Below are 25,912 nucleotides of genomic sequence, written 5' to 3' on the forward strand. Positions count from 1 at the left end.
CGTGGTGCCGGGGGACGCTCGGGAGGCGCGTCAGCCGGTCTGCTGCTCGCCGCCCGGCCCGGCGAGGCGCGGGGCGAGGACGGCGCGCCACGCGGCCCGCCTCGCCTCCCGCTCCGCCGGGTCGAGCGAGGGTTCGAAGACGCGGCCGACCGGCTGCGCCTCCACGATGGTCTGGAGCGACGGCCAGAGGCCCTGCCGGGCCCCGGCCAGGTAGGCGGTGCCGCGCAGGCTCGCCGTCGCCGAGTCCGCGACGCGCTCCAGCGGCAGCCCGATCAGGTCGGCCTGGATCCGCATGAGCGTGTCGCTTCCGGCGACGCCGCCGCCGACGCGGATGCGGCGCAGCGGCGAGCCGGTGGTGGCGGTCACGCCGTCCACGAGGTCGCACACCGAGTGCGCGATGCCCTCCAGGACGGCCCGCGCCAGCTCGGCGCGCCCGGTCGCGAGGGTCAGGCCGGTCAGCGCGGCCGTCGCGTTGGGCCGCCACGCCGGGGTGCGGACCCCGGCGAGCGCGGGCACGAACCACGCGCCCGCGGACGACTCCGCCTTCGCGGCCAGCTCGCCGATCTCCGCCGGGGTCCGGAAGAACCGGAGGTCCTCGCAGAGCCAGCGCAGCGCCGAGCCGGTCGTGGAGCAGTACGCCTCCAGGCTGAACTGGGACGTGCCGCCCTCGCGCCGTCCGACCTGGGCGAGGACGCCGTCCACGCCGGGGACGGGCGGGAAGATCCCGGTGCCGGTCGCGGCGTCGGCGAACGTGCCCGTGCCGTACATGCACATGGCGTCGCCCGCGTCCAGGCCGCCGAGCGCGATCAGCGCCGCGTGCTGGTCGCCCATGGACGCCGCGACCGGCACGGCCAGCCCGAGCACGGACGCGTCGGTCACGCCCATGCCCTCGTCGTCGGCGCGCAGCTCGGGCAGCAGCTCGACCGGGAAGCCGAGCCGCTCGATCCAGCCGGTGTGCCAGGCGTGCTCGCGCAGCAGGTAGCCGCCGGTGGAGCAGGCGTTCGTGGCGGTCGTCGCGTAGACCCGGCCGCCGGTGAGGTTCCAGGCGAGCCAGGTGTCGACGGTGCCGAACAGCAGGCGGCCGTCCTTCGCGGCCTCAGCGACCCGCGGGTTCGCGGCGATCTGCCGCGCCGCCCACAGGAACGGCGAGCGGCTGCCGACCGGACGGCCCGTCCGGGCCAGCAGGTCGGCGTCCCACTCGGCCTCCAGCGCGAGCAGGTCGCCCGCGTGGCGGCGGTCCTGCCAGACGACGGCCGGGGTGAGCGGGCGGCCCGACTCGCGGTCCCAGAGCACGGCGGTCGCGCGCTGGGTGGACAGCGCGACGGCGGTGACCTCGGTCCCGTCGGCGTGCGCGGCGGCCAGGGCGTCCCGGCAGACCGCGAGGGTCGCGGTCCAGATCTCGGCGGCGTCCTGCTCGACCGAGTCGCGGTCCGGATGGTCCACGCCGATCGGGCGGTAGGCGACGTGCGCCACCGAGCCGTCCGGCCGGACGACCCCCGCCCGGGTCCCGGTGGTGCCCTCGTCGACGGCCAGCACGCCGGGCCGGCGGCCCGGTCCCGCGGTGGTGTGCGACGTCATCGGACCCCTCCTTCGTGGGGTGGGGCCGCCGGCCCCGGCTGGGCCGGCGGCGGTTCTCGAGCGAGCGGCTCTGAAGCGGGCGAGCAGCTCTGAAGGGCGGGCGAGCGGGCTCAGCGCGCGGCGGGCGCCGCGGCGGCGCCGCCGACGAGGGGCTGCTCGTCCTCGGCGGCGGCCCTGGTCGGCTCCCACTTGATCAGAAGGCAGGTAATGAGCCCGCTGAGCGGCACCACGGCGAGGACAAGAAAGGTGTGCCCGAGCCCGAGACCGTCCTTGATCTGCGGGAACAGGTACAGGCCGACGACGCTGCCGAAGCTGCCGATCATGCCGGTGACGCCGGTGCCGAGCGCGCGCACCTCGCTGCGGTAGGACAGCGCGGCGATCGACTTGCCGTTCGCGCCCGGCCCGGCGGAGTGCCCGAAGATGAACAGCACCGGCAGGATGAAGGCGAACCAGGTCGGCACGTGCCCGAAGGTGAGGCCCATGACGACGAGCACGACGAGCACGACCGCGAACCCCGCCGCCGAGCTGAGCCGCAGGCCCATCCGGCGGCCGGCGTAGGCCGACAGGAGCCCGCCCGCGATGCCGAACGCGTTGAAGGTCATCGAGCCGAGGGTGGCCTTCTCGAACGACTCCCCGAAGATCGCCAGGCTGATCACCGGCAGGTACCAGCCCACCGCGAAGTACTGCATGGCCTGGTCGAGCGAGATGACCGAGGACAGCACCGTCCGGCTCAGGTAGCGGCCCCGGAACAGCACCCCCGCCTGCCGGAACCCCACCGGCTTCGCCGCCGCAGGGGCGTCCGCCGGGTCCTCCGGCTCGCCCGCCTCGGCCTTGATCCCGTACAGCCGGTCCAGGTTCCGGACGGCGTCGGCGACGCGTCCCCGGGTGGCCAGCCACGACGGGCTCTCCACCAGGAACCTGAGCTGGAGGACGAACAGCGCCGCGGCGAACACGCCCGCCGACCCGACCGACCAGCGCCAGATGTCCGCGCCGGTGTCGAACTCGAAGAAGATCAGCGTCAGCGCGAGGTTCCCGGTCGAGGCGATGTACCAGACGCCCTGCCAGAGGTTCAGCCGTCCGCTCAGGCTCGCGGGGGTGTACTCGGCGAGCAGCGCCATCGCGACGGCGAAGTCGATGCCGTAGGCGACGCCGACCAGCACGCGACCGAACCAGACCGTCGTGAAGTCGCCCGCGAACGCGGCGAGCAGGGCGCCGCCGAGCGCGAACAGCTTGGCGGCGAGCAGCGGCGGGACGCGCCCGATCCGGCTGGCCAGCCAGCCGCCGACCGGGTTGAAGACGATGGCGAGCGCGGGCGCGGTCGCGGTCAGCAGGGACACCTGGTCGCTGCTCAGGTGCATCTGCTTGGTCATGGGCGCCAGGCCGGCGCTGAGCGCGGCGTTGGAGTAGGCGTCCAGGAAGAGGCCGCCGAACACGAGGATCCAGACCAGCCGGGCGCGCCCGGTGATCCTGCCGTGTCCGTCGATGAGCGCTGCGACGTCACGGACGCCGCGGACGAGGGGGTGGTGCGCCATACGACCTGCCTTCGGGGTCACTGCCCGTCGGGGGTACGTCAGCGCTGGGAGGGCACGGCGAAGCCACCGACAGGTGGTCTTCGTCTGTGCCTGTCAAACAATGCCCGAAGGCTAGGAAAGCGCGAACGCCCATGTCAAGCCCCAGTTACCTCCGAAACCGCCGCGAAACGTCCAGGCGAGCGGCGGACCCGGGGCCCGCAAGGGGCGGACCCGGGGCCCGCAAGGGGCGGGACCGGGGCCCGCAAGGGGCGCCGGAGACGGGCGCCCGGTGTTCTCGCGCCCCTCGCCCGAACCTCGGCGCCGCTGCGGCTCAGGCGAGCTTGAGGAGGAGGTCGGCGAGCGCGGCCGGTTCGGTGACCATGCAGTCGTGGCCGGTGTCGAGAGTCCAGACCTGAGGCGGGGTCCCGTCGGGCTCGACCTCGGGGAGCGGACGGCGGACGATCTTGGCGGGCCGGGGGCCGACGCAGTGGATGTGCGTGCGCGGGATCGCGTCCGCGGCCGGGTCGTCCATCCGCACCGGCCGGTCGAGGCAGCGGACCGGCTGGTCGGACAGCAGGCCGCGCAGCCACGCGACGTCCGCCGGGTCGGTGACGCCGAACAGGCCGAGCGGCGGGGGCAGTTCGGGCAGCGGCGGGACGCGCCAGCCGTCCACGGCCTGCTCGACCGCCTTCCGGGTCTCGGGCATCACGTCGATCACGGTCTCGCCGTCGACCGGGACCATCGCGTCGAGGAAGACGAGGCGGCCGATCCGGTCCGGGACGCGGTGGGCCGCGCCGGAGATCACCATCCCGCCGTAGCTGTGGCCGACCAGGACGACGCCGGACAGGTCGTTCCGGACGATCTCGTCCGCGATGTCGTCCACGTGGGTGTCGAGGCCGACGTCCGGGGACGCCAGGTGGGCGCGGTCGCCGAGCCCGGTCAGGGACGGCGCGAACACGCGGTGCCCGGCGTCCTCCAGCAGCGGGACGACCCGCTCCCAGGCCCGTCCGCCGTGCCAGGCGCCGTGCACCAGCAGGTATGTGGTCATGAAAGAACTCCCGAGTGTGCTCGTCCGCGACGGGGGCCGCGGCTCGGGCACCACGCTGCGTTCCGGGGCCCGCACCAGCCAGGACCCGGCCGATCCTGGGGGTGACAGGACCAGGCTCGCGGTACGGCCCGGCGCATACAGTGGAGCGGTGATCGGCGAACGGAACGCGCTGGGCGAGTACGTCCGGGCCCGCCGGGATCTCGTCACCCCGGACCAGGTGGGCCTGCCGGTGTCGGGGGTGCGGCGCGTCCCGGGGCTGCGGCGCGAGGAGGTCGCGCTGCTCGCCGGGATCAGCGCCGACTACTACCTGCGGCTGGAGCAGGGCCGCGACCGCAACCCGTCCCCGCAGGTGCTGGAGGCGATCGCCCGCGCGCTGCGGCTGGACGACGACGCGACCGCCTACCTGCTGAGCCTCGCCGCCGACCGTCCGAGACGCCGCCGTCCTCGCGCGGAGGACGTGCCCGAGGGCATGGTCAAGCTCGTCGCGACGCTGCCGCTTCCGGCGTTCGTCGAGAGCCGCCACCTCGACGTGCTGGCCGCCAACCCGCTGGCGACCGCGCTGTCACCGCGCCTCGCGGTCGGGGTGAACCGGCTGCGCGCCGCGTTCCTCGACCCCGCCGAGCGGACGCTCTACCCGGACTGGGAGAGGTCCGTCGCGAGCCTCGTCGCCGGGTTCCGCGAGACCGTCGGCACGGCGACCGACGACCCGCGCTTCGCCGAGCTCGTGGACGGGCTCGCCGAGGTCAGCCCCGACTTCGTCCGGCTCTGGGCGCGGCACGACGTGTCGGTCTGCGAGGGCGCGCCGGTCCGGCTGGACCACCCGCGCGTGGGCGGGCTCGTCCTCAACCGGGAACGGCTCGGCGTCAGCGGCGGGAGGGGCCAGAAACTCGTCATCTACCACCCCGATCCGGGCACCGACAGCGCCGCGAAACTGGCCCTGCTCACCGCCGCGGCCGCCGCCTGACCTCCACTTCCGGCAGGTTCAGTCGTCGCGGGCCTTGCTGGGCTGGACGCGCTTGGGCTCACCTTCCATCTTCGGGTAGTTGGGCGGGTAGGGGGCGTCGCCGAGGCCGTGGTCGTGCTCGTCGCGGTCGGCCATCTCCAGGAGGGGTTCTAGGGAGAAGGACGCGGCGTCCATGTCGGCGTGCGGGTCGCCGACCTTGGCGAAGCGCTCGGGCATGGTGGCGATGGTGAAGTCGTGCGGGTCGGCGTCGGGCAGCTCGTCCCAGGTCAGCGGGGCCGACACCGGCGCGTACGGCAGCGGGCGGACGCTGTAGGCGGACGCGATCGTCCGGTCGCGGGCGTTCTGGTTGAAGTCGATGAAGACCTGCTCGCCGCGCTCCTCCTTCCACCACCTGGTGGTGACCTCGGCGGGGACGCGCCGCTCGATCTCGCGTCCGAACGCGAGCGCGGCCCGCCTGACCTCGGTGAACGTCCAGCGCGGCTCGATCCGGACGTAGATGTGCACGCCGCCCTTGCCGGACGTCTTGACGTAGCCGGTGTAGCCGAGCTCGCCGAGCAGGTCGCGGGCCGGGCCGAGCGCGACCCGGACGGCGTCGGCGAAGTCGGTGCCGGGCTGCGGGTCGAGGTCGATGCGCAGCTCGTCCGGGTGGTCGACGTCGTCGCCGCGGACGGGCCAGGGGTGGAAGGTCAGCGTGCCGAGGTTCGCCGCCCACGCGATCGTGGCGACCTCGGTCGGCTTGACCTCGTCGGCGGACCGTCCGCTCGGAAAGGCGATCCGGGCGGTCTGCACCCATTCGGGCGCGCCCTTCGGGATGCGCTTCTGGTAGAACGCGTCGGACTTGCCCGCGCCGAACCCCGCCTGGCCGCGCGCGTAGTCCTCGCGGGTGGCCATCTTCGCGCCCTCGAACACGCCGCCCGGCCAGCGTTCGAGCGTCGTGGGACGGTCGCGCGTGGCGCGCAGGATGCCGTCCCCGACCGCGATGAAGTACTCCACGAGCTGCCGCTTGGTGTACCCGTGCTCCGGAAAGTAGACCTTGTCCGGATTGGATACCTTGACGAGCCGCTCTCCGACCGGGATCTCGATGTAAGGCGAGGCCATGACGGCACGCTAACCCACCCCTCCGACACTCCCCGGACCCGAGCCCCGACCTGCGGCGGAGCGGTTGCGTCGTTGACGCGCGTCCGCCCGGCGCGCGCGGACGGTTCAAGCATCCAACGGCGGACGGTTCAAGCGTCCAACGGCGGACGGGTCAGGTGTTCGACGGCGGCGGACTCAGGAGTTCAACAGCGGACGGGTCAGGCGTCCATCGGCGGGCCGGGCCGGTAGATGCGGACTTCGCCGTCGTAGCCGTCGTTTCCCGTGATGACGGCGGCGGCGAACATCGTGCCGTCGGGCGACCAGGACCGTCCGGCCACGTAGTAGCCGCCGGAGCGGCAGCGCATGAGCAGCGCCCCGTCCGAGACCCGCCACAGGTCGAGCCGGTCGCGCTCGCCGACGCCGTCCGCCCCGCTGAAGGTCGTCAGGTACGCCCCGTCCGGCCGGACGGCCAGACCGCTCGCGCCCTCGACACCGGTGAGGGTGCGCAGCAGGGTCCCGCTCTCCGGATCGACGGCGTGGATCTCGGTTCCCCCGCCGACGAACATCCGCGTCTCGTCCCCGGTGAACGAGATGCCCGAGGCCCAGCCGGGGACGTGCACCCGCCGCGGCCCGGCGTCCCGGGTCAGCAGATGGACCGTGCCGCCGGACGAGCCGTCCGCCCGGTATCTCCCGGTGCGCGAGCGGTACTCGCGCGGCTGCGGATCGATCGGGACGGTCGCGCCGGTGCGGAGGTCGTACGCCTCGACCGCCGCCTCGTCGTCCAGGTCGCCGCCGCCCTCGATGACGCGCTTGGTGATCACGTGGCGCCCCGGCACCCACTGGATGTCCTGGCCCCACAGCGGGCTGTCGGAGACGCGCGCCTGCTCGCTCCAGTCGGCGGTGCGGAACACCACCAGCTCGCACTCCTGGCTGGTGACCGCGAGGTACTCGCCGTCGTCCGAGAACGCCAGGTCGCTGGGCGTGCCCGCATCGTAGGCGCCGTCGAAGGGTTCGAGGACCACCGCGGGCGTGCGCAGGTCGAGAACGGTCGGCGCGTCCGCTTCGAGTACCTGGTCGGCTTCCAGCGGGTACGCCGCGCTGCCCCACGCCAGCCCGGGAACCAGCGGGTCGAGGAGCCGGGCGTCGGTGACCTCGACGTCGAAGTCCCCCTGGACGAGGCGTTCCTCGTCGGCCCACCGGCCGCCGCGGTCGTAGTAGAAGTCCATGAGGCCGGACCAGTCGCTCACCGGATCGTTACGGGCGGCGACCCGCACGACCCGCCGCACGTACCGGTGGGCGTATGTCTCGACCCAGTTTCGGTCGAGGCGCTGCTCGGTGGTGACGTCCCGCAGCGCGTTCGGCGCCGTCCCGCCGTCCGCGTGACGGGCCGCCTCCCACAGAAACTGGAAGAACAGGCTCGGGTCGTCGGACAGCGGCGCATGGGTGCGCGAGCCCGTGTCGTAGTACACGACGAAGACCCGGAACCGGACCCGCGCCTCGTCCGGCCTGACATCGAGAACGCGCACGCCGTACAGATCGGTGGACATCGCAACCTTCCGGAAGAGAGGGTGACGCGGCGGCCGGATGCCCGCCCGAGCCGCCGCACCCGGTCAGCATCGCCAGGAGCGTTCCGGCACGTCAGTTCACGAAGAAGCTGTCGTGGCGGACGAACCATTCGGCGCGTTCGGCGTCGGTGAGGTCGCCGATCTCGGAGATGTCCTCGAAGTAGCGCTCGCGCGGGGCGCCCGGCGCGAAGATCATCAGCATGGACGCGGGCTCGCCGGACTCGTTGCGGAAGGCGTGCAGCCCGCCCGGCGGGACGTACAGGAAGTCGCCGGACGTGGCGGTGATCCACTTGTCGCCGTCGTGGACGCGCATCTCGCCGGACAGGATGAAGAACGACTCCGACATGGCCTTGTGGAAGTGCATGCCCGGGCCGCCGGGCTCGGGGCCCATGTCGACGCGGTAGAGGCCGTAGTCGCCGTCCGTGGACTGCTGGGTGGCGAGGTAGCGGTAGTCGGTTCCGGTGCCCTCGCCGCCGGCGGGCGCGGCGTGGAAGTCGGGGGCGCTGTCGGCGCGGCGGAAGGTGGCGCTGAGCTCGCCGGTCTCGCGCTGGTAGCGGGGTGCGGGGTAGTCGGGAACGAACAGGGACATCGCAGACCTCCAAGATCACAAGTACCGCGAGACTCTGCCCTGCTATTCTCTTACTGTCAAGTCTCTTACCAGTGTACTAATTGGAGGCAGGATGGCGGACGCCGTCGACGCGGTGCTGGAGCTGTGGCGCGCCGAACGTCCCGACCTGGACCCCTGGCCGACCGGCATCGTGGGACGGATCGGGCGGCTGGCCCGCGTGCTGGACCGCGAGCAGCGCGCCTACCTGGCCGAACACGACCTGGAGGTGTGGGAGTTCGACGTCCTGGCGACCCTGCGCCGCTCCGGCCCGCCCTACGAGCTGACGGCCGGCGCACTGATCAAGGCGGCCCTCGTCAGCTCCGGCGCGATCACCAAGCGGATGGACCGGCTGGAGAAGCGCGGCCTGATCGAACGCATCCGCGACGACGCCGACCGCCGCTCCGTCAAGGCCCGCCTCACCCCGCGCGGCCACGAGGTCGTGGACGAGGTCTTCCCCGCCCACATCCGCCAAGGCGAACGCCTCCTCGCGTCCCTTCCCCCGGAAGAACGCGACCACCTGGCCGCCACCCTCCGCGGCCTGCTGGAAGCCCTCGGAGACACGTCCCTGGACTGACCAAGCAACCCAACGGGAACGGGAGCGCCCAGAGCGCCACAGCGGTCGACAACTTCTTCCTCGACGTCCGGCTACGTCATCTGGACGGAGCTGAAACTTCGCCCCTACTGGAACGCCCCCACGGGTTCGCCACATCCTCGCCTACCTCGAAGCATGACCCCGGATGAGATGCCAGAACAGGTCAGCAGCAGAGGAGGGATGGTCAAGAAGGCATGGATCGCAGTAGATCATGAAGGACATGATTCACCGGTCCAAGGACAGACATCTGGATCGAAATCTCTTTGGAGATAGTCTTTGATAAACCGCCCATTGATGCCATATCCAGGATTTATCCAACGGGAAATGGTAAGAATCGAAACTCGGCGGGCGCCCACGCGACGCAGTGCTAGCGCAGCGGACTGAGAGTGACCGCCCGCAGCCCAGGTGTCGTCCAGGAGCAATACGTGAGAATCACGTGCAAGCTGCCGTTCCGCCCGGAAGTGATCAGCGTTGAGTGCGCGTGGCTCCTTCACCCCGGCCGCCGCCCTCAGTCCCACTTCACCCAGTCCGCCAGCGATGATTTCAGCATACCTTCTAAAAGGATGTACGCCCGGCTTGGCCGGAAGCGAAGGAACGCATGCCCAATGCGTGATCGAAGCTTGAATTCTCCGCTCACAGCACTGACGGTGCATGCTAGCGATAACCGCCAGAGCCGCCATGGTCGCTGCATGCTCAGGCACCCTGATCTGGCTCTTATATTGCCGCATCAGGTATCCCGATTGCTGCCCACCCAGTGCATAAGTTACCGAGCAGACAAGGTCAGCGACCCCTGGAACCTGCCGGTGCGCCGAGCACCTATCACAGTAGGGACCTGAAGGCCACGGGGTACTACAGACACGGCATGTCACCCCTTCCATGCGAACAGGATTTTTCAGGAAGCCGCCCGCATGAGAGACCAGGGTATTTTTTAGCTGCGCGAGGGTTAGCGGCGAATACGAGGTCAAGTCGAAGCCAGCCTTTGAAGAGCACCGCCGACAGCGTCGTGTGTTTTGATGAGACCGTCAACAGCATCCATGACGTCATCCAGGCCAGTCGCGACTCGGACACCTGGACGACCCACCAGTGCCTTAGCCCACTCATTCCGCTCGACCACGAGATCAGTAAGGATCACCGGTCGCCCATGTTCGATCGCCTTTCTGGCCTGATAGCGAGTACCGCTAGCCTCTCCTGCCTCTACGACGACCGTGGCAATCCCATAACCGGACATCGTCTCGTTCCTCCGCAAAAACGTGTGCTTCTGAGGAGGAGCATCCGGCCAAAACTGAGATAGCAGCAGTCCAGCCATGGATATCTCGTAATGTAGATCGCGATTGGCGGCAGGATAAGACTTATTAATTCCCGTGCCGATTACCGCCACCGTGCGACCGCCCGAGTCCAACGCGGAGCGATGTGCTGCAGTATCGATCCCCTGGGCCAGGCCCGCGATGACCGTAATGTTCCGCCGGACGAGTTCACGCGCGACAGCCGTAGCAATTTCGACGCCTCGCGCTGAAGCAGCACGGGAGCCGACTACCGAAACTCCCCTGTCATCAGGGATCAGAGTTCCGCGTGCGAATAGGATTGGCGGAGCCTGGTGGATGCTCCTCAACCTCTTCGGATAATCGTGGTCCAGTACCGTGATTATTCGTATGCCTTGATCCAGCCACGATCGGAAGTCCGCCGCAGCACTCTGTAGAGGATCATCATGCCCCGGAGCGTCCACGAGCGTCGCCGGCACCAGGTCCTGCCAGACCCGGACAGCACTTCCGGCTTCCAGCACCTTGGCCGTGATCTCCTGCCAGCTCACGCCGTCCGGCTGGGTCTGGAGGAGAGCCACCAGAGCAGTCGTTTCTTCAAGGTCACCGACAGGCACGTCTCCAGGATACGGGCTACTTCTCTCGCGATCCAAGATCCACCCCTGCTTACTCGAACGTTTGTTCTACGTACTCGAGACTCTAGACTGCCCTACCGACAGGTTGAAGCCTAGGGATATCAGGGAACACGTGCAGTAGCCTGACCAAAACGTTCTGCATGGCTGCAGGGTCACGGCATCGCCAGGTGAACCTGGGAGCGGCTTTGTCCGGTCATAGAGACTGTCATGACCGTACATGTACCGAGCGACGCCGGGTAGGGCATTGACGCCAGGTCGGCGACAGCACTGCGCCCCCTCGCACAGGAACCACTTTCCCTCCGCTCGGCAAGCCTCGCCGTCTGGTCACAGAACAGTCAAACAGCGCGATCTGCCACATCTGCTCTGGCAAGGTAAAAAACCAACAACAGTGCCTCCACTATCGTAGTTTTCAGCCCGGCACGCTCTGTGATTTACCTATAGGTATTGCAGGTTGACTACTGTGTGCGGCGTAAGACGTCACAGCTACCGCAGTTGCATCGCTCCCAGCCGAGGTAGCACGACCCTGAGACGAGACCGCGCGAGCATGATGTCGACATCCGGCACTCGTGCGGTGACGGCAACGAGGAGATGCACAACGTTCGGCTGCCCTGAAGGAGGGCGGGCATCCGGACATGCCGAACTTCGACAGCGTCCCGGCGTCGCTGATGAGCATGTCGGCCTCGAGACGGCCGGAGAGCATGCCTTGGTGACCGCGTGAACAGCGTCCGCCCAGCGCCTTCGACCGCCGGGCCCGTTAGTCGTGCCCGCGCCGACCGCGCTCCTGGTTCTCCCCTAGCCTGCAAACATGATCACCTGCGTCGTCGACTACCAGATCGACCCGAGCAAGATCGAGGATTTCGAGCGCTTCGCCCAAGCCTGGATGGAACTGGTGGAACGGCACGGCGGCGTCCACCACGGGTACTTCCTGCCGGCCGAGGGCGCCAGCGACGAGGCCCGCGCGCTGTTCAGCTTCGACAGCCTCGCGGCCTACGAGCAGTACCGGTCCCTGTTCGGCTCCGACCCCGACTTCATCGCCGCCGACCGGATCCGCGACGAGAGCGGCTGCGTCATCCGCTACCGCCGCACCTTCATGCGCCCCCTCCTACCCGACCGCGCGCACTCATGACCACATCAACCGCGCAAGCCCAGGGCCACGAGCGCGATGGACGGTTCCCGTAACTACCGTTTCGGCCGGAGCGCACGAACCGATTCCGGTCGGGCCGGGGCTTCGCCGGTCAAGACGGGTCGGCTCGCAAGTCGGCGAGCCGCGACGAGACCCGGCACTGCGGGTCAGAGTGCGGGCGGGACCGTGCGGCGGGTGGCGCGGAGGACAACCGGAAGGACGGCGAAGGGCACCAGCGGGATGATTCCGCAGGCCGCGAAGGTCAGGAGCCCGGCCGACCAGCCCGCCCGGCGCCGGAGGGTGAAGGCCGCCCGCAGGTAGAACACGTAACACACCAACATCGGGATCAGCAGGATCAGGGCCAGGTAGATATTGATGACGAGGAGTATCAGCAACCACCAGCCGGAGAAGACGCCGAGCGTGATGGAGGCCGCTTGGAAGCGGTTGACGGCGGCCTTCACTTGCGGCGGGTAACGCTCGATCGACGGCCTCGGCGCGGCGAACGGGGCGGGCAGTGCGGCGCCGTGGACCGGAGGGCCGGCCGGTGCGCCGGGGGCCGGGTGGGTGCTGGCCGCTTGTGGAGGCGGCAGCGTCCCGAGGGAGGGAGGACGGGCCGGATCACCGGAAGGGGACGGCACCGCGCGTTCGGTGATCATGGTCTGCACGTTGGGCGGCGGCCAGGAGCCTCCGGCGTCGGCGAGGGCGGCGAGCAACTGCGGCGGGGTGGGGCGTCGGGCGGGATCTTTCGACAGGCAGGCGGTGATGAGAGGGCGCAGGGACGGGTCGAGGGCACTGAGGTCGGGCTGCTCGTGGACGATCCGGTAGGTCAGCGCCTCGACCGGGCCTTCACCGAAGGGACGCACGCCCGCGGCCTGGGCCATGACCATGCCGAAGGCGAAGACGTCGCAAGCGGACGTGATGGAGGCGCCGACGAGCTGTTCGGGGGCCATGAAGCCGGGGGTGCCGACCCGTGCGGTGGCGGCGGACGCGTCGGCGGCGCGGGCGATGCCGAAGTCGATGACCCGCGGCCCGTCGTCGGCGAGCAGGATGTTGGTGGGTTTGAGGTCGCGGTGGATCACTCCGGCGGCGTGGATGGCCTCCAGCGCCTCGGCCAGGCCAGCGCCGAGCACCCGCAGGGAGCCCGGGGGCAGCGGTCCGTGGGCGGCGATCGCCGCGCCCAGTGACGGGCCGGGCACGTAGGCCGTCACCAGCCAGGGGGTTTCGGCGTCGGGGTCGGCGTCGACGACGGGCGCGGTGTGGAAGCCCCCGACCCGCTGGGCCGACTCGACCTCCTGCCGGAACCGCCGCCGGAACTCCGGATCGGCGGCGTGGCCGGGATGGATCAGCTTGACGGCCACGGCGCGTCCGCCGGGCGACCGTCCGAAGAAGACCTCGCCCATGCCACCGCTGCCGAGCCTGCCTGACAGCGTGTAGCGACCCACGACCTGCGGATCCTCTGGACGCAACGTCTCCATAGCCCGCTCTCCTCGGCAGAGACCACCCGCCACGGGATCATAGAGGCTCATAGGCGACACACCCCGCATCATCGCCAACCGCGCATACTCTCGGCGGATTACTTCGGTACCTCCGGGGGGCTACGAACGGCACCAGCACGTCTTACATCCACGAGCCGATTCGCAACGGAGCCGCGGAATCTAGCGTCGCTCCCATGAAACGCAATCGCCGTATCAGCGCTGTCGCGGCGCTGGCGCTCGCCGCCCTCGCCACCGGAACCGGCACCGGGTTCGCCGCCACGGCCACCCCGTCGGCCACGCACGCGTTCGACACCGCACCGTTCACGGCCACCGCGCCCACGCGATCCTTCCAAGGCTCGCTCCCCGCGCCGACCGGCCCGTACGCCGCCGGGGAGGACGTCATCCACCTCACCGACGCGAGCCGTCCCGACCCGTGGGTGCCGTCATCCGGCCCCCGCCAACTGACCGTCACGATGGTCTACCCGGCCGTCCCCGGGACCGGGACTCCGGCCCCTTACATGACTCTCGCCGAGGCGGCCGGATCCATCCAGCACCGGAAGTTGCCGGCGAGCTCCGGCGTCACCGCGCAGAACCTTTCCAGCGTCACCACTCACGCCTTCGACGGCGCGCGGCCGCAGCGCGGCAAGTATCCGCTGGTGGTCCTGTCACCCGCGTACGAGAACCCGCGCATGGTGCTCACCTCGCTCGCGACCGACCTGGCCAGTCACGGCTACGTCGTCGCGCTCGTCGGCCACACTTACGAGGACAGCGGCGAGACGCTGGCGGACGGTCGGACGCCGCCGTGCGCGATCTGCGATGACCCGGCGCTCGACTTCGACTCCGTCGCCGCCGGCCGCGCGCTGGACGTGTCCTTCGTGATCGACCGGTTGACGCACGGCACTACCGCGTGGCGCCTGGCCCACCTCATCGACAAGCACGAGATCGGCATGGCCGGACACTCCCTCGGCGGAGCGGCGGCCGCCGCCACGATGATCACCGACCCGCGAGTACGGGCCGGAGTGAACATGGACGGCTCCTTCCACCCGGCCCCGAGGCCCGGCCAGCTCAACCGGCCGTTCCTCATGCTGGGCGCGGCCGGCAACCACCCGTCCGGCGGCCACGACACCACGTGGGAGCAGACATGGGCCGCCCTCGGCGGCTACAAGAAGTGGCTGACGGTCGCCGGCGCCGACCACTTCAGCTTCAGCGACCTGCCCGTGCTCCTGAAGGAGGCCGGGTTCCCGACGCCGCCCCTGGCCCCGAAACGCGGCATCGCCCTCACGCGCGAGTACGTGACGGCGTTCTTCGACCAGACTCTGAAGGGAACTCACAGCACCTTGCTGGACGGGCCTTCGCCCGAAAACCCGGAAGTGCTCTTCCAGCACTAGGCCGTGTCCGGCGGGTCATGTGGTCGCCTTGTGCGGCCCGGCCGTTCCCTCTGCGGCTTCCCCCCGGTGGTCGGCCGTAGGGTGTCGGCTGTGACAGGTCACCGCATGCCCGCCGCAGAGGTTTCAGTCTCCGTTGGGCTGGTACGGCGTCTGCTCGATGAGCAGCACCCCGATCTGGCGAACCTGCCGGTCGAGGTTCTGGCCAGCGGCTGGGACAACCTCGTGTGCCGGCTCGGCCCGGAGTTCCTCGTCCGGTTGCCGCGGCGTGCCGTGGCGGCCGAGCTCGTCGCACATGAGCAGCAATGGTTGCCGCAGTTGGCCGACCGCCTGCCGTTGCCCGTGCCCGCACCGGTGCGTGTCGGACGGCCGACGGCTCAGTACCCGTGGTCTTGGAGCGTGGTGCCGTTTCTGCCGGGCCGGATCGCGACGCGGTCAGAGCCCGACGACCTCTGGTCGGCCGCGGCGACTCTCGGTACTTTCCTGGACGCGCTGCACACCCCGGCTCCTTCGCAGGCGCCGGTCAATCCGTTTCGCGGGATTCCGCTTGCCGGACGCGCCGAGGGTGTCCTGAAGGCACTGGCGCACGTCGCCCCGGCTGACCGCGCCGCCGCGCTGCGGGTCTGGAAGACGGCTGTCGCCACGCCCGCTTGGGACGGGCCGCCGGTGTGGCTGCACGGGGATCTGCACCCGGCCAACATTCTGGTCCACCGAGGCCGCATCAGCGCCGTGATCGACTTCGGCGACCTCACCCGCGGCGATCCCGCCACCGACCTTTCCGTAGCCTGGATGCTGTTCACGGCGCAGCAGCGCATTGCCCTGCGACAGGCGTACGGCCACGCGGACGACGCGACATGGGAGCGGGCCCGCGGGTGGGCGCTCGCCCTGTCCCTGGTCTTCCTGACGCGCTCAGCGGATAACCCGCTGATGCGCGGCATCGGCGAGCGCACCTTCCGCGCGGTGCTGGAATAGCCCGAGTCCCTCGTGGGCGCGATGCTGCCGCGGGAAGGACCTCCGCTTGGGAATCTTCGGTGCCCGGCCCGGTGCTCCGGCCGCGTGTCGGCAGGCCCGGCAGGAGTCACACCACCGCCCGCCCCGATGCGCTGGAAGCCACGCCAACCCCCGAAGGATCAACGCGGTGCCGGACCAGATCCACCAGCACAGCGAACTCGGACGCCGTGATGGTGAGGTGACCGTCCCCGGGAGCCTTGCTGTCTCGAACACCGACTTCGCCACGGTCGAGGGCCCCTAGCTCGACGCAGGAACCTTCGTAGTCGTTGCTGTGGTCGCTCTTACGCCAAGTGATCATCACTTGGCCTCCCGTCGTCAGCGGGTGACCGCATCCATGTCGTCTCGCCGGATATGACCCAGCAGGAACTTCAGCTCAGCCACCGGGACGCTGAGGTACCCGGCAGCGGGGGCCTTGCTGTCCCGGAGACCAACCCTGCTCATCCCCAGCTCGGCTAGTTCGACACAGTTAGCGCCACCAGCATCGCTGTAGGAGGACCTGCGCCAAGCAAACAACACTTGCCCTCCGCCGTCAGACACGGGCGATGTTCATGCTGTCACCCCGGATGCGCGCCAGCAGCGCCCTCAGCCCATCGGCGGGGACGGTGAGGTGCCCCGCGCGGGGTGCCTTGCTGTCGCGGATGCCCAGAACGCCGGCCTCAAGGACGCCGAGTTCCACGCATGCGCCGTTGACGCTGCCTTCGCTATAGCTGCTCTTCCGCCAACGAGCCATCAGAACTCCTTCAGGGTCCCGCGGAGGCGATGCAACGTGGCCTGCTTCGACTCGGCCACGTCACCAATCCGGCGAAACCATACTTCATACTGGCCGATCTCCGAAGGATCCGTTATGAGCCGCCCGGGTCCCACTGTCTCCGTGTATGGCACGACCTCGCCTCCCACTGTATACAGATCAAACGAACCATCTCGCCCCACATGGCCTCCGGCCGTACGCGGTACTGTGCGGATCACCCAGGTGGGTGAAGACGCCAGTTTCAGCAGATGCGCAAGCTGAGCCCTGTGAACCTCTCGGTCGCCCACTTGATGCTCCAGCGCGTCTTGGTCGATAAGCGCCCACACAAGCGGCGGCGTTGCGCGCTTCAAAGTCTCCTGGCGCTTCATCCGCGCCTGGACGGCTTCCGCCACGTCCTGCCGTCCCGCCTCAGCGAGCGCTGCGCGGGCGTAGGCCTCTGTCTGGGCCAGCACGGGCACCCATCCAAGTGACCAGACGCGGATGTGAAGCGCGGTGAACTCAGTCGCGTCCCGCTCGGCTCCCCACTCTGATTTGTGGCGTGACCTGGCCAGCTTGATGATCCGCGTAAAGTGGCCACTCGTCTCCCACGCTCTGTCGATCTTCTTCGCGTCCTCCAACTGAAGCCTGGATTCACCGGCCTCGATTTTCGAGATCAAGGAACGGTGCTTCCCGATGAGCTCCGCCACCTCGCGGGTCGAGGCTCCACGCACCGTCCTGAATTGCAGCAGGTCAAGGGCCGCCCAGTCGAACATGTCGTGGTCAGGGTCGAGAGCGCGACCGGATGTGGGCATCTCGTCTCCTTCCGACGCCGCTGTGAATCTGGTGAGTTCACCTGGTCAACGCACACCCTGCGGGGTCAACCTGTGACTCTCGGCACATCCTTCCTCGTCAGGAGAGCACATGGGTCCGGTTTCGAGTGTTCGCGCCGCTTTCTTGTTCGATGAGTCGCTGGCGCCGGAGGAGGTGTCGGTGGGGCTGGCGCGGAAGGGGGTGTGAGGTGATCCACTCCCTCGACGACCTCGACGAACTCCCCTGCGACGACCTCATCGGCGGTGGGGGCTCGGCATCGTCCAATCCCTTTCCGTCGCCCAGGAGATTCGCGCCACCGAACCCCACGGCAAGTGGGTCAGCGCCCTCATCCCCCGCTAGCGGACGGGATCACCACGCGATGATGCGCATCGATCCGCCGGCTTACGTCCTCGGGGTGGCCGGGTGCCTGCCGCTCGACACCTCCTCGAGCAACCCCGCCGACTACCTGCCGCAGATCTTCGTCTACGCCGTGCCGTCCGAGCCCTCGTTCATGCCGGACGCGGCGGAGGCCTTGGAGGCGCTTCTCGACCATCCTCGGGTGCGGCGCGGTATGATCGTCACGGTCAGTGAACCGGACGAGCTGCCCGTTGGGGCGTCCGTCGGTGGAAGAGACTCGCTGGTCATCCGGCATCGGGAGTATCGGGAACGGCATCCGGTGCCGGCCGCGCTGGTCTCGGCCATGCTGGCGCAGCGGCGGTTCATGATCACGCTGATCGGGCGGCCGTGGCCGTTCGACGCGTCGCGGAGGCGGGAGGCGGCTCTGATCGCCGCGTTCCTCAACGATCCTCGGACGCGTCCCAGGGCCGGGCTGATTGTCCCGATGACACGCGAAGTACGCCGTCCGCCCAGGGCGAACGGGCTCGGAATCCGCGCTGAACGCGGCTCACAGCTCGGCTCGATAGGCCTCCAGGCGATCGGCGAGTTCCTTCGGGTGGCCGAGCATCGGCATGTGGTCGCCGGGCATCTCGTCCGGGACGATGCCCAGGCGCTCACGGACGACGCGGCGCATGAACTCGGCCGGGAAGAACAGGTCGTCGCGGGTGAGCAGGAAGCGGGTCGGGACGTCCGGCAGAGCAGGCAGGGGCCACGGTTTCTCCATCGGGGTGCCCGACTGGCCTCGTTCGTACTTCGCGGCCTCGGCGACCACCTCGGGCGGGGTGTCGTTGTAGAAGAGATCCACGGCGTCGCCGGGTTCTCGGCCGTCGCGCTCGTCCTGCTCGCGCCGTGCCTGCTCGTAGCCGGTGTTGGCCCACCACTCGCCCGGGGCCTCGCCCGGCTTCGGGATCATCGCCTGGAGCAGGACCAGCAGATCGACCGGGACGCGCTCGCACAACAGGGTCGCCGTGAAGCCACCGAGGGAATGCGCCACCACGATCAGGTCGCGCCGATCCCCGATGGCGTCCACGGCCGCCTGCGCGTATTCGGCCAGGCCCGCCGAGTCGTCCTCACACGGCAGATCGACCGCGACGACGTCCTGCCCCCGTGCGCGGAGTTCGTCCTCAAGCAAATGCCAGTAACCCGGCGCGGACGCGGCGCCCGGTATCAGCACATATGTGGCCACTCTCGACGCCTCCTCGAATCCCGACAGCCTCGTTCACGGACGCTACTCAGGGCCTGCGACAGTTCTGCCGCTGCCGGGGCCCGCGATCAACGCGTCCATCTGCCCCAGAAGACGATCGTCGGCGACCACGTGCGTCGATGCCTCGCGATGTCCTACCCGCGGGTCGCGTTCGGCTGCGAACATCGTCCGGGCCGTGGACGTCCCGAAGGCGGGACACCGAAGCCGCGCGTTCGTCGCCGCCGAACTCGCCCGGTCCCCGGTGTGACCGGGACGTCCCCCGCGCCCTCAGCACGGGCGCGGACGCGAGGTAACGTCGGGGTATGGAGAAGATCCGCAAGTCCGAGGACGAGTGGCGGGCCGTCCTCAAGCCCGAGGAGTTCCGGGTGCTCCGCGAGGCGGGCACCGAGGCCCCGTTCACCGGCGAGTACACCGACACCAAGACCGTCGGGGTCTACCGCTGCCGCGCCTGCGGGGCCGAGCTGTTCCGCTCCGAGACGAAGTTCGACTCGCACTGCGGCTGGCCGTCGTTCTTCGCGCCCGCGGACAGCGACGCCGTGACGCTCACCGAGGACCGCTCGCTCGGCATGGTCCGCGTCGAGGTGCGCTGCGCGACCTGCGACTCGCACCTCGGGCACGTCTTCCACGGCGAGGGCTACGACACGCCGACGGACGACCGCTACTGCATCAACTCGATCAGCCTCACGCTGGAGCCCGCCGAATAGGCCTCAGCGCCCCGGCGCGCAAAGCATCGTCCGGCCCGTCCCGAAGGACGGGCCGGACGCATGTGGCAGGGCAGGGACGAACTCCCGGCTACGGGAGGGCCGCGATGAGTTCGGTGACCGGCTTGCGGCGGCCCGTGTAGAACGGGACCTCCTCGCGGGTGTGGCGGCGGGCCTCCGCGCCGCGCAGGTGGCGCATCAGGTCGACGATGCGGTGCAGCTCGTCCGCCTCGAACGCCAGCATCCACTCGTAGTCGCCGAGCGCGAACGACGACACCGTGTTGGCGCGGACGTCCGGGTAGCCGCGCGCCATGCGGCCGTGCTCGGCGAGCATCGCGCGGCGCTCCTCGTCCGGAAGCAGGTACCACTCGTAGGACCGGACGAACGGGTACACGCAGACGTACGCGCGCGCCTCCTCCTCGGCGAGGAACGCCGGGATGTGGCTCTTGTTGAACTCGGCGGGCCGGTGCAGCGCCATCTGCGACCAGACCGGCTCGCTGGCGCGGCCGAGCGCGGTGCGCCGGAACCGGGAGTAGACCTCCTGCAGGTCGTCGGAGGACGGCGCGTGCCACCAGAACATGTAGTCGGCGTCCGCGCGCAGCCCGGCCACGTCGTACAGGCCGCGGGTCACCACGTCCTTCTCGGCGGCCTGGTCGAGCAGGTCCTGCACCTCGACCGCGTCCTTCTCGGCCACCTCGCCCGGCCGGGACACCCGGAACACCGACCACATGGTGTACCGGATCACCTGGTTAAGGTCGCGCGCCTTCGGCTTCGCGGGCTTGTCCGTCATTGGTCTCTCCCCGACTCTCCAGATACTCCAGTATGCGTCCGGCGGCGGACCGCGCGTTCGCGATGACCGCCGGGACGCCGAGGCCGTCGTAGGCGGCGCCCGCCACGGCCAGTCCCGGCTGCGCCGCGACGGCCGAGCGGATCCGCGCCACCCGGTCGGCGTGTCCCACGTCGTACTGCGGCAGCGCCCCGCCCCAGCGGGTGATCCGCGCGTCCACGGGCAGCTCGGCGACGCCGCAGGTCACCGACAGCTCGGTCATCGCGGCGGCCTTCAGCTCGTCGTCGGACCGCTGGAGCGCGTGCTCCTCGCCGATCCGTCCGATGGACGCCCGCGCGACGATGGTCCCGGGATCGCGCTCGCGCAGGTGCGGCCACTTCACCGAGCTGAACGTGACGGCCTTGACCTGCCGCTCCTCGACGGCCGGGACGAGGTAGCCGCTGCCGTGCGGGACGCGGCGGAACGCCGTGGCCGGGTAGGCGAGCGTGACGATCGCCATGGACGCGGTCTCGATCCGCTCCAGCTCGCGCGCCGCGGCCGGGACCTCGCCGGCCAGCAGCCGCGCGGCGGGCGGGGCGGGGCAGGCGATCACGACCGCGTCGGCGTCCAGCGCCTCGGGGTCGCGGGCCGAGCCGATCGTGAGCCGCCAGCCGCGGGTCGTGCGGCGCAGCTCGCGGACGGTCGCGGCGGTGCGGATCTCGCCGCCCGCGGCGGTCACGGCGTCCGCGATCAGGTGCGGAAGGGTGCCGAGGCCGGTGTTGAGGGTCGCGAAGACCGGGCCGGGGTCGGCGGGCGCCTTGGCGCGGATCCCCCGCACGGCGTTGATCAGCGAGCGGTGGCCGCGCGCGGCGGCGGCGACGGCGGGCAGCGTTGACTCGAACGACAGGCGGTCGGCGCGTCCGGCGTAGACGCCGCCGAGCAGCGGCTCGACCAGGCGGTCCACGACCTCGGCGCCCATCCGCGCGCCGATGAAGTCGGCGACCGACACGTCGTCCCCGCGCGGCGTCGCCGGCAGGACGAGGTCGAGCGGCACGCGGGCGAGCCCGGCCGGCGACAGCACCTGCGCCGCGGCGAGCGCGCGCAGGTCCGACGGGACGCCCATGACCTGCCCGGACGGCAGCGGGCGCAGCGCGCCGTGGCTCAGGATCGCGGCCGAGGTCGTGCCGGGATGCACCAGCGCGCCGCCGTGGCCGAGCTCGCGGACCAGGTCCACGGCCTCGGGACGGCGGGCCAGCATCGCCTCCGCGCCCTCGTCCACCGGCAGCCCGGCGACCTCGCTGACCTGGAGCTTGCCGCCGATCTTCGGCGAGCCCTCCAGCAGGGTGACGCGCGCGCCCCCCTGAGCCAGCCGCAGCGCGGCCACCAGTCCCGCGACTCCGCCGCCGACGACCGCCACGCGTGGGGTGGTGGGGTTGGCGCTCATGCCTCCACTTTCCCAGACGCCCCCGGAGATCCGTCCCAGGGGTGGCCTTTGCCGCCGCGTGCGGGGGCCGCGCGGACGGCCAAGACGCGGGCGTGTGCGGTCCGCCTGGGGCACGCGCGGGCGGCCGTGATGCGGGCGCGTCCGGACTGTGTCGGTATCGCTATCGGGCGGGCGGAACAGTGCGACAGATCACACCATCCCAGTCATATGAGATCTCTCGCACGCACGACGAAGACCCCACGACTCGTGATCTGCGCGATCCTCCTGTTCCTGCTGGCCGCCTGCTCGGGGGCGGGCGGCTCGAACGCCTCCCGCGGCCGTGCCGCCGGCGCGCCCCAGGCCGGCGCGCCCCAGGCCGGCTCGCCGGGGCGGGCGCAGGGCAACGGCGCCGCCGCCGCTCCGAAGCAGGCGGCCCAGGCCCGCGCCGTGGTCTTCACCGCCGACCTCCGCGTCCGGACGCCGGACGTGAACGCCGCCGCGTCCCGCGCCAAGCAGCTCGCCGCGTCCGTGGGCGGCTACGTCGACTCCGAGAACGGGACGTCCGAGCCGGTGCCGTCCGAGACGCTCGTGCTGAAGATCCCGTCCGCGAAGTTCGCGCCGACGCTGGACCAGCTCGCGTCCCAGCTCGGCACGCGGCTCTCGCTGCGGCAGCAGGCGCAGGACCAGACCGGCGAGGTGGCCGACGTCGCCAGCCGCGTCCGGTCGGCGCAGGCCACGCTCGCCTCGTTCCGCAAGCTCCTGGACCGCGCCGGATCGATGGACGACGTGATGAACGTCGAGCAGGAGATCTCCCGCCGCGAATCCGACCTGGAGGCACTTCAGTCGCGGCAGAAGAGCCTGGACGAGAGCACGTCCTACGGCACGGTCACCGTCGGCCTGGAGACGCCGCCGGTCGCGCGTGTGGCCAAGGCCAAGGCCAAGAGCGGGCCGCACGGGTTCGTCGGCGGCCTGAAGACCGGCTGGCACGGGCTGGTCGCCGTCGTCTCGGTGCTGCTGACGATCCTCGGCTGGGCGCTGCCGTTCGTGGGCGCGTTGGCGCTGGTCGGCGTGCCCGCGCTGATGATCAGCCGACGCGTCCTCGGCCGCCGGACGCGCCCGGGCGGCGGCTCCGGCCCGGTCGCCGCGTCCGCCGCTCCGGGACGTCCAGGCCCCGAATGACGGACGCGGCACCTAGCAGGACAGGAGACGTCGGGCGTCAGGCGCTCGGCGTCAGGCGCTCGGCGTCAGGCGCTCGGCGTCAGGCGCTCGGCGTCAGGCGCTCGGCGTCAGGCGCTCGGCGTCAGGCGCTCGGCGTCGGGTGTTCGGCGTCAGGCGTAGTTGGCGGACGCTTCGTGGACGTAGTCCGCCAGGCGGGCCAGGACGTCCGGGTTCGTGGACGGCAGGACGCCGTGGCCGAGGTTGAAGATGTGGCCCTCGGCCGTCCGGCCGCGGTCGATGACGTCCTTCGCGCGCCCGCGCACGGTCTCCCACGGCGCGAACAGGACCGCGGGGTCGAGGTTGCCCTGGAGCGCCTTGCCCGGCGGGACGCGCCGGACGGCCTCGTCCAGCGGGACGCGCCAGTCGACGCCCACGACGTCCGCCCCGGCCTCGCCCATCAGGCCGAGCAGCTCGCCGGTGCCGACGCCGAAGTGGATGCGCGGCACGCCCAGCGCCTCGATCTCGCGGAAGATGCGGCCGGTGTGCGGGAGGACCGAGTCGCGGTAGTCCTGCGGCGCGACCGCGCCGACCCACGAGTCGAACAGCTGGATCGCGCTCGCCCCGGCCTCGACCTGCACCTTCAGGTAGGCGATGGTGAGGTCGGTCAGGCGCTCCATGAGCCGGTTCCACAGCTCCGGCTCGCCGTACATCATGGCCTTGGTGTGGTCGTGGTTCTTGGACGGCCCGCCCTCGATCAGGTAGGCCGCGAGGGTGAACGGCGCGCCCGCGAAGCCGATCAGCGGCGTGCTGCCGAGCTCGCCGACCAGGCCCTGGACGGCCTCGGTGACGTACGGCACGTCGTCGGGGGTCAGCTCGCGGATCGCGTCCACGCCCGACACGTCCCGGATCGGGTCGGCGATGACCGGGCCGACGCCCGGCTTGAGGTCCACGTCGACGCCGACCGCCTTGAGCGGGACCACGATGTCGCTGAAGAAGATCGCGGCGTCGATCGAGTAGCGGCGCACCGGCTGCATCGTGATCTCGACGATCATGTCCGGGCGGGCGCAGGCCTCCAGCATCGGGACGCCCTCGCGCACCCGCAGGTACTCGGGCAGCGACCGTCCGGCCTGCCGCATGAACCACACCGGAGTGTGCGGCACGGGCTTGCGGCGGCACGCCAGCAGGAACGGACTCTCGGCGAGCGCGGGCGCGGACGCGCGTACGGACGCGGACGCGCGTGCGGACGCGGACGCGGGTGCGGACGCGGCGCGCGCATCGGCCTTCGGTGGGACAACGTCGTCTTCAGCCACGTCCCCGATCGTCCCACGACTCCCCCGGAACGCGTGCGCAGGGTCGCCGTCCGGACACGACCGAGCATCCCGCCGGACGGTGCACACTGTCGTGCACGCCGAACCCCCGTCCGCGCCGATCCCCATCCGGGTTCCGGCGCGCCCGCGGCGAGCGGAACGGACGGCGGTGACGACCGAGCGGCACTCGGGCGCGGTGGGTTCCGAGCCGGACACGGACCGTTCGCGAACGATCCGCGCCGGGATGAAGTTCCGGACACGCCGAGCGAAGTCCCGCATTCTGTCACCGCCACGTGCGAACGTGATTCGCGTCATAGCCGAGGAGGTCCCCCGTGTACTGCTCCACCTGCGGCGACGAACGCCGGTTCGAGCGGACGCCGTGCCTCGACGGGCACGGCCCCGACTGCCCCGAGCGCGCCTGCGTCGAGTGCGGCGCGGCGGTGGTCGTCGGGCCGGACGCCACCGCGGGTGACGAGGAGACCGGCCTTCCCCACGCTTCCGGGGCCGCGAATCCGGCGACCACCGCCGCGACGGCGCCCACTCCTCCCGCTATGCCCGAAAACGCCCCTTCCGTCCCGTCCGAATCCACCCCTTCCGCGCCTGGATCCCCTGCCCCCGCGGCGGAACCCGCCGCGTCCGGGGCCGGATCCGCGGCCGGATCCGCCGCGCCCGCGGCCGGATCGGGTGCCTCCGCTCCCCCGTCCATGCCCTCCGACCCCGCGTCCGGCGGGTCCGACCGCACGGCGCCCGCCACCGTGCGCGCCGTGGCCTGACCGCGCCGCCCCGAAGACGAGACCTGTGCTGTGCCCCCATCCCCGCTCTCCCCGCCGCTCGCCACGACCGGCGGACTCCCCGGTGCGCCCGTGACCGACGACCGCGACCCCGCCGCCGCCGAGCTGCTGCCGGCCCCGTTCCAGCGCGCCCGCGACGCGCTGCGCGCGGTGCTGGACGGCCCGTCCCCGCGCCCCGAACTCGACCTCGAGGACATGCCCGCCCCCCAGCGCCTGGCCCCCTACGCGGCCGCGCTGTCGGGCTCGGTCTACCGCGACGACGACACCGAGGTGGCGTCCGGGCGGCTGATCGTCCTCTACGACCCCGCCGGACGGGACGGATGGGCGGGCGGCTTCCGCGTCGTCGCCTACGTCCGCGCCGATCTGGAGCCGGAGTTCGCCGCCGACGAGCTGATCGGCTCGGTCGCCTGGAGCTGGCTGCTGGAGGCGCTGGAGCCCGCCGGGTACACCGCCGTGTCCGGGACGATCACCCGCGCGGTGTCGGAGAGCTTCGGCGACAAGAGCGACGAGCCGTCCACGACCGAGCTGGAACTGCGCGCGTCCTGGTCGCCGACCGACGCCGGTTCGGGCATCGACATGGCCGGGCACGTGGCCGCCTGGTGCGAGGTCATGAGCGCCACCGCGGGCCTCCCGCCCGCCGGGGTGACCGCGTTGCCGGACGGCTCCGGCGGCACGACCCGCTGAGCGACGTACGGTAGGTGGCGTGGGAAGCACAGCGCCGGGGACCGAGACCGCCGGGGAGACAACCGAGACCGTGGGACCGTCCGAGACACCGCAGACCGCCACGCGGACGGGCACGAGC

25 protein-coding genes are annotated in these 25,912 nt (G+C 70.9%); 9 read left to right on the top strand and 16 right to left on the bottom strand.

Annotation, left to right across the window (positions count from 1 at the left end; all coding sequences use genetic code 11):
- Positions 1–30: 30 nt before the first annotated feature.
- The 3 genes from ACFPCY_RS31470 to ACFPCY_RS31480 all read right to left on the bottom strand — a co-directional run bounded on the left by ACFPCY_RS31470 (position 31) and on the right by ACFPCY_RS31480 (position 4,137).
- Positions 31–1,578: an FGGY family carbohydrate kinase gene (locus tag ACFPCY_RS31470; protein ID WP_378261193.1), complete on the bottom strand. Its 1,548-nt coding sequence runs from the start codon at positions 1,576–1,578 to the stop codon at positions 31–33.
- A gap of 110 nt (positions 1,579–1,688) precedes the next feature.
- Positions 1,689–3,110, bottom strand: coding sequence for an MFS transporter (locus tag ACFPCY_RS31475; protein WP_378261195.1), 1,422 nt, complete (start codon positions 3,108–3,110; stop codon positions 1,689–1,691).
- Between the two features lie 310 nt (positions 3,111–3,420).
- Positions 3,421–4,137 carry an alpha/beta fold hydrolase gene (locus tag ACFPCY_RS31480; RefSeq protein ID WP_378261197.1) on the bottom strand — a complete coding sequence of 239 codons (717 nt, stop codon included), beginning with the start codon at positions 4,135–4,137 and terminating at the stop codon, positions 3,421–3,423.
- 148 nt (positions 4,138–4,285) lie between these two features.
- On the opposite strand from ACFPCY_RS31480, the gene ACFPCY_RS31485 reads away from it, so the two are divergent.
- A complete protein-coding gene (locus tag ACFPCY_RS31485) occupies positions 4,286–5,101 on the top strand; it encodes a helix-turn-helix domain-containing protein (RefSeq protein ID WP_378261199.1) in 816 nt (271 codons plus the stop codon).
- Positions 5,102–5,119: 18 nt separating this feature from the next.
- Here the strand turns inward: ACFPCY_RS31485 and ACFPCY_RS31490 are convergent, their stop codons facing one another.
- The 3 genes from ACFPCY_RS31490 to ACFPCY_RS31500 form a co-directional block, all read right to left on the bottom strand.
- The gene (locus tag ACFPCY_RS31490) at positions 5,120–6,199 is read right to left on the bottom strand and encodes a DNA polymerase domain-containing protein (RefSeq protein ID WP_378261201.1); all 1,080 of its coding nucleotides are present in this window, start codon (positions 6,197–6,199) and stop codon (positions 5,120–5,122) included.
- Positions 6,200–6,396: 197 nt separating this feature from the next.
- Positions 6,397–7,725 carry a WD40 repeat domain-containing protein gene (locus ACFPCY_RS31495; protein WP_378261203.1) on the bottom strand — a complete coding sequence of 443 codons (1,329 nt, stop codon included), beginning with the start codon at positions 7,723–7,725 and terminating at the stop codon, positions 6,397–6,399.
- Between the two features lie 91 nt (positions 7,726–7,816).
- Positions 7,817–8,332, bottom strand: a complete 516-nt coding sequence (locus tag ACFPCY_RS31500; RefSeq protein ID WP_378261205.1) for a cupin domain-containing protein — start codon at positions 8,330–8,332, stop codon at positions 7,817–7,819.
- A gap of 91 nt (positions 8,333–8,423) precedes the next feature.
- On the opposite strand from ACFPCY_RS31500, the gene ACFPCY_RS31505 reads away from it, so the two are divergent.
- Positions 8,424–8,924: a MarR family winged helix-turn-helix transcriptional regulator gene (locus ACFPCY_RS31505; protein ID WP_378261207.1), complete on the top strand. Its 501-nt coding sequence runs from the start codon at positions 8,424–8,426 to the stop codon at positions 8,922–8,924.
- Positions 8,925–9,903: 979 nt separating this feature from the next.
- Here ACFPCY_RS31505 and ACFPCY_RS31510 read toward each other — a convergent pair.
- Positions 9,904–10,815: a DNA-processing protein DprA gene (locus tag ACFPCY_RS31510; protein ID WP_378261209.1), complete on the bottom strand. Its 912-nt coding sequence runs from the start codon at positions 10,813–10,815 to the stop codon at positions 9,904–9,906.
- 823 nt (positions 10,816–11,638) lie between these two features.
- Here ACFPCY_RS31510 and ACFPCY_RS31515 point away from each other — a divergent pair.
- The gene (locus ACFPCY_RS31515) at positions 11,639–11,959 is read left to right on the top strand and encodes an NIPSNAP family protein (RefSeq protein ID WP_378261211.1); all 321 of its coding nucleotides are present in this window, start codon (positions 11,639–11,641) and stop codon (positions 11,957–11,959) included.
- A gap of 164 nt (positions 11,960–12,123) precedes the next feature.
- Here the strand turns inward: ACFPCY_RS31515 and ACFPCY_RS31520 are convergent, their stop codons facing one another.
- The gene (locus ACFPCY_RS31520) at positions 12,124–13,431 is read right to left on the bottom strand and encodes a serine/threonine-protein kinase (RefSeq protein ID WP_378261213.1); all 1,308 of its coding nucleotides are present in this window, start codon (positions 13,429–13,431) and stop codon (positions 12,124–12,126) included.
- Between the two features lie 194 nt (positions 13,432–13,625).
- Between ACFPCY_RS31520 and ACFPCY_RS31525 the strand changes: the two genes are divergently transcribed.
- Positions 13,626–14,819 (top strand): alpha/beta hydrolase family protein, encoded by a 1,194-nt coding sequence (locus ACFPCY_RS31525; protein ID WP_378261215.1) that lies wholly within the window; start codon positions 13,626–13,628, stop codon positions 14,817–14,819.
- 105 nt (positions 14,820–14,924) lie between these two features.
- A complete protein-coding gene (locus ACFPCY_RS31530) occupies positions 14,925–15,788 on the top strand; it encodes an aminoglycoside phosphotransferase family protein (RefSeq protein ID WP_378261218.1) in 864 nt (287 codons plus the stop codon).
- 106 nt (positions 15,789–15,894) lie between these two features.
- On the opposite strand, the gene ACFPCY_RS31535 is transcribed toward ACFPCY_RS31530, so the two are convergent.
- The 5 genes from ACFPCY_RS31535 to ACFPCY_RS31555 form a co-directional block, all read right to left on the bottom strand.
- A complete protein-coding gene (locus ACFPCY_RS31535) occupies positions 15,895–16,125 on the bottom strand; it encodes a DUF397 domain-containing protein (protein WP_378261220.1) in 231 nt (76 codons plus the stop codon).
- 17 nt (positions 16,126–16,142) lie between these two features.
- Positions 16,143–16,364, bottom strand: a complete 222-nt coding sequence (locus tag ACFPCY_RS31540) for a DUF397 domain-containing protein (protein WP_378261222.1) — start codon at positions 16,362–16,364, stop codon at positions 16,143–16,145.
- A complete protein-coding gene (locus tag ACFPCY_RS31545) occupies positions 16,357–16,557 on the bottom strand; it encodes a DUF397 domain-containing protein (RefSeq protein ID WP_378261224.1) in 201 nt (66 codons plus the stop codon). Before ACFPCY_RS31545 ends, ACFPCY_RS31540 begins: the two co-directional genes overlap by 8 nt.
- On the bottom strand, positions 16,557–17,366 hold the full coding sequence (locus ACFPCY_RS31550) for a helix-turn-helix domain-containing protein (protein ID WP_378261226.1): 810 nt from the start codon (positions 17,364–17,366) through the stop codon (positions 16,557–16,559). Before ACFPCY_RS31550 ends, ACFPCY_RS31545 begins: the two co-directional genes overlap by 1 nt.
- Before the next feature lie 902 nt (positions 17,367–18,268).
- A complete protein-coding gene (locus ACFPCY_RS31555) occupies positions 18,269–18,946 on the bottom strand; it encodes an alpha/beta hydrolase (RefSeq protein WP_378261228.1) in 678 nt (225 codons plus the stop codon).
- Positions 18,947–19,266: 320 nt separating this feature from the next.
- Between ACFPCY_RS31555 and msrB the strand changes: the two genes are divergently transcribed.
- A complete protein-coding gene (gene msrB / locus ACFPCY_RS31560; RefSeq protein ID WP_378261230.1) occupies positions 19,267–19,668 on the top strand; it encodes a peptide-methionine (R)-S-oxide reductase MsrB in 402 nt (133 codons plus the stop codon).
- Positions 19,669–19,756: 88 nt separating this feature from the next.
- On the opposite strand, the gene hemQ is transcribed toward msrB, so the two are convergent.
- Entirely contained in the window at positions 19,757–20,455 is a 699-nt protein-coding gene (gene hemQ / locus ACFPCY_RS31565; RefSeq protein WP_378261232.1) for a hydrogen peroxide-dependent heme synthase, read from the bottom strand.
- Positions 20,415–21,875 (bottom strand): protoporphyrinogen oxidase, encoded by a 1,461-nt coding sequence (gene hemG / locus ACFPCY_RS31570; RefSeq protein WP_378261234.1) that lies wholly within the window; start codon positions 21,873–21,875, stop codon positions 20,415–20,417. Before hemG ends, hemQ begins: the two co-directional genes overlap by 41 nt.
- A 207-nt stretch (positions 21,876–22,082) precedes the next feature.
- Here hemG and ACFPCY_RS31575 point away from each other — a divergent pair, with 207 nt between their 5' ends.
- The gene (locus ACFPCY_RS31575; protein WP_378261236.1) at positions 22,083–23,033 is read left to right on the top strand and encodes a DUF4349 domain-containing protein; all 951 of its coding nucleotides are present in this window, start codon (positions 22,083–22,085) and stop codon (positions 23,031–23,033) included.
- A 149-nt stretch (positions 23,034–23,182) separates the two neighbouring features.
- On the opposite strand, the gene hemE is transcribed toward ACFPCY_RS31575, so the two are convergent.
- Positions 23,183–24,193, bottom strand: a complete 1,011-nt coding sequence (gene hemE, locus ACFPCY_RS31580) for a uroporphyrinogen decarboxylase (protein WP_378261468.1) — start codon at positions 24,191–24,193, stop codon at positions 23,183–23,185.
- Between the two features lie 458 nt (positions 24,194–24,651).
- Here hemE and ACFPCY_RS31585 point away from each other — a divergent pair, with 458 nt between their 5' ends.
- Both ACFPCY_RS31585 and ACFPCY_RS31590 read left to right on the top strand, forming a co-directional pair.
- Positions 24,652–25,092, top strand: coding sequence for a hypothetical protein (locus tag ACFPCY_RS31585; RefSeq protein WP_378261238.1), 441 nt, complete (start codon positions 24,652–24,654; stop codon positions 25,090–25,092).
- Between the two features lie 90 nt (positions 25,093–25,182).
- Positions 25,183–25,794 carry a DUF3000 domain-containing protein gene (locus ACFPCY_RS31590; RefSeq protein WP_378261240.1) on the top strand — a complete coding sequence of 204 codons (612 nt, stop codon included), beginning with the start codon at positions 25,183–25,185 and terminating at the stop codon, positions 25,792–25,794.
- The last annotated feature ends 118 nt before the right edge of the window (positions 25,795–25,912 follow it).

Origin of the sequence: Actinomadura gamaensis, assembly GCF_042652125.1 — a bacterium.
Classification (GTDB): Bacteria; Actinomycetota; Actinomycetes; order Streptosporangiales; family Streptosporangiaceae; genus Spirillospora; species Spirillospora gamaensis.

What these genes read in the sequence shown, in the direction of transcription:
- ACFPCY_RS31495 (WP_378261203.1), bottom strand. Translation starts at nt 7,725, where the DNA reads ATGTCCACCGATCTGTACGGCGTGCGCGTTCTCGATGTCAGGCCGGAC.
- ACFPCY_RS31515 (WP_378261211.1), top strand. Translation starts at nt 11,639, where the DNA reads ATGATCACCTGCGTCGTCGACTACCAGATCGACCCGAGCAAGATCGAG.
- msrB (WP_378261230.1), top strand. Translation starts at nt 19,267, where the DNA reads ATGGAGAAGATCCGCAAGTCCGAGGACGAGTGGCGGGCCGTCCTCAAG.
- hemG (WP_378261234.1), bottom strand. Translation starts at nt 21,875, where the DNA reads ATGAGCGCCAACCCCACCACCCCACGCGTGGCGGTCGTCGGCGGCGGA.
- ACFPCY_RS31470 (WP_378261193.1), bottom strand. Translation starts at nt 1,578, where the DNA reads ATGACGTCGCACACCACCGCGGGACCGGGCCGCCGGCCCGGCGTGCTG.
- ACFPCY_RS31575 (WP_378261236.1), top strand. Translation starts at nt 22,083, where the DNA reads ATGAGATCTCTCGCACGCACGACGAAGACCCCACGACTCGTGATCTGC.
- ACFPCY_RS31480 (WP_378261197.1), bottom strand. Translation starts at nt 4,137, where the DNA reads ATGACCACATACCTGCTGGTGCACGGCGCCTGGCACGGCGGACGGGCC.
- ACFPCY_RS31550 (WP_378261226.1), bottom strand. Translation starts at nt 17,366, where the DNA reads ATGCCCACATCCGGTCGCGCTCTCGACCCTGACCACGACATGTTCGAC.
- ACFPCY_RS31500 (WP_378261205.1), bottom strand. Translation starts at nt 8,332, where the DNA reads ATGTCCCTGTTCGTTCCCGACTACCCCGCACCCCGCTACCAGCGCGAG.
- ACFPCY_RS31520 (WP_378261213.1), bottom strand. Translation starts at nt 13,431, where the DNA reads ATGGAGACGTTGCGTCCAGAGGATCCGCAGGTCGTGGGTCGCTACACG.
- ACFPCY_RS31545 (WP_378261224.1), bottom strand. Translation starts at nt 16,557, where the DNA reads ATGGCTCGTTGGCGGAAGAGCAGCTATAGCGAAGGCAGCGTCAACGGC.
- ACFPCY_RS31530 (WP_378261218.1), top strand. Translation starts at nt 14,925, where the DNA reads ATGCCCGCCGCAGAGGTTTCAGTCTCCGTTGGGCTGGTACGGCGTCTG.
- ACFPCY_RS31525 (WP_378261215.1), top strand. Translation starts at nt 13,626, where the DNA reads ATGAAACGCAATCGCCGTATCAGCGCTGTCGCGGCGCTGGCGCTCGCC.
- ACFPCY_RS31505 (WP_378261207.1), top strand. Translation starts at nt 8,424, where the DNA reads ATGGCGGACGCCGTCGACGCGGTGCTGGAGCTGTGGCGCGCCGAACGT.
- ACFPCY_RS31475 (WP_378261195.1), bottom strand. Translation starts at nt 3,110, where the DNA reads ATGGCGCACCACCCCCTCGTCCGCGGCGTCCGTGACGTCGCAGCGCTC.
- hemQ (WP_378261232.1), bottom strand. Translation starts at nt 20,455, where the DNA reads ATGACGGACAAGCCCGCGAAGCCGAAGGCGCGCGACCTTAACCAGGTG.
- ACFPCY_RS31490 (WP_378261201.1), bottom strand. Translation starts at nt 6,199, where the DNA reads ATGGCCTCGCCTTACATCGAGATCCCGGTCGGAGAGCGGCTCGTCAAG.
- ACFPCY_RS31535 (WP_378261220.1), bottom strand. Translation starts at nt 16,125, where the DNA reads ATGATCACTTGGCGTAAGAGCGACCACAGCAACGACTACGAAGGTTCC.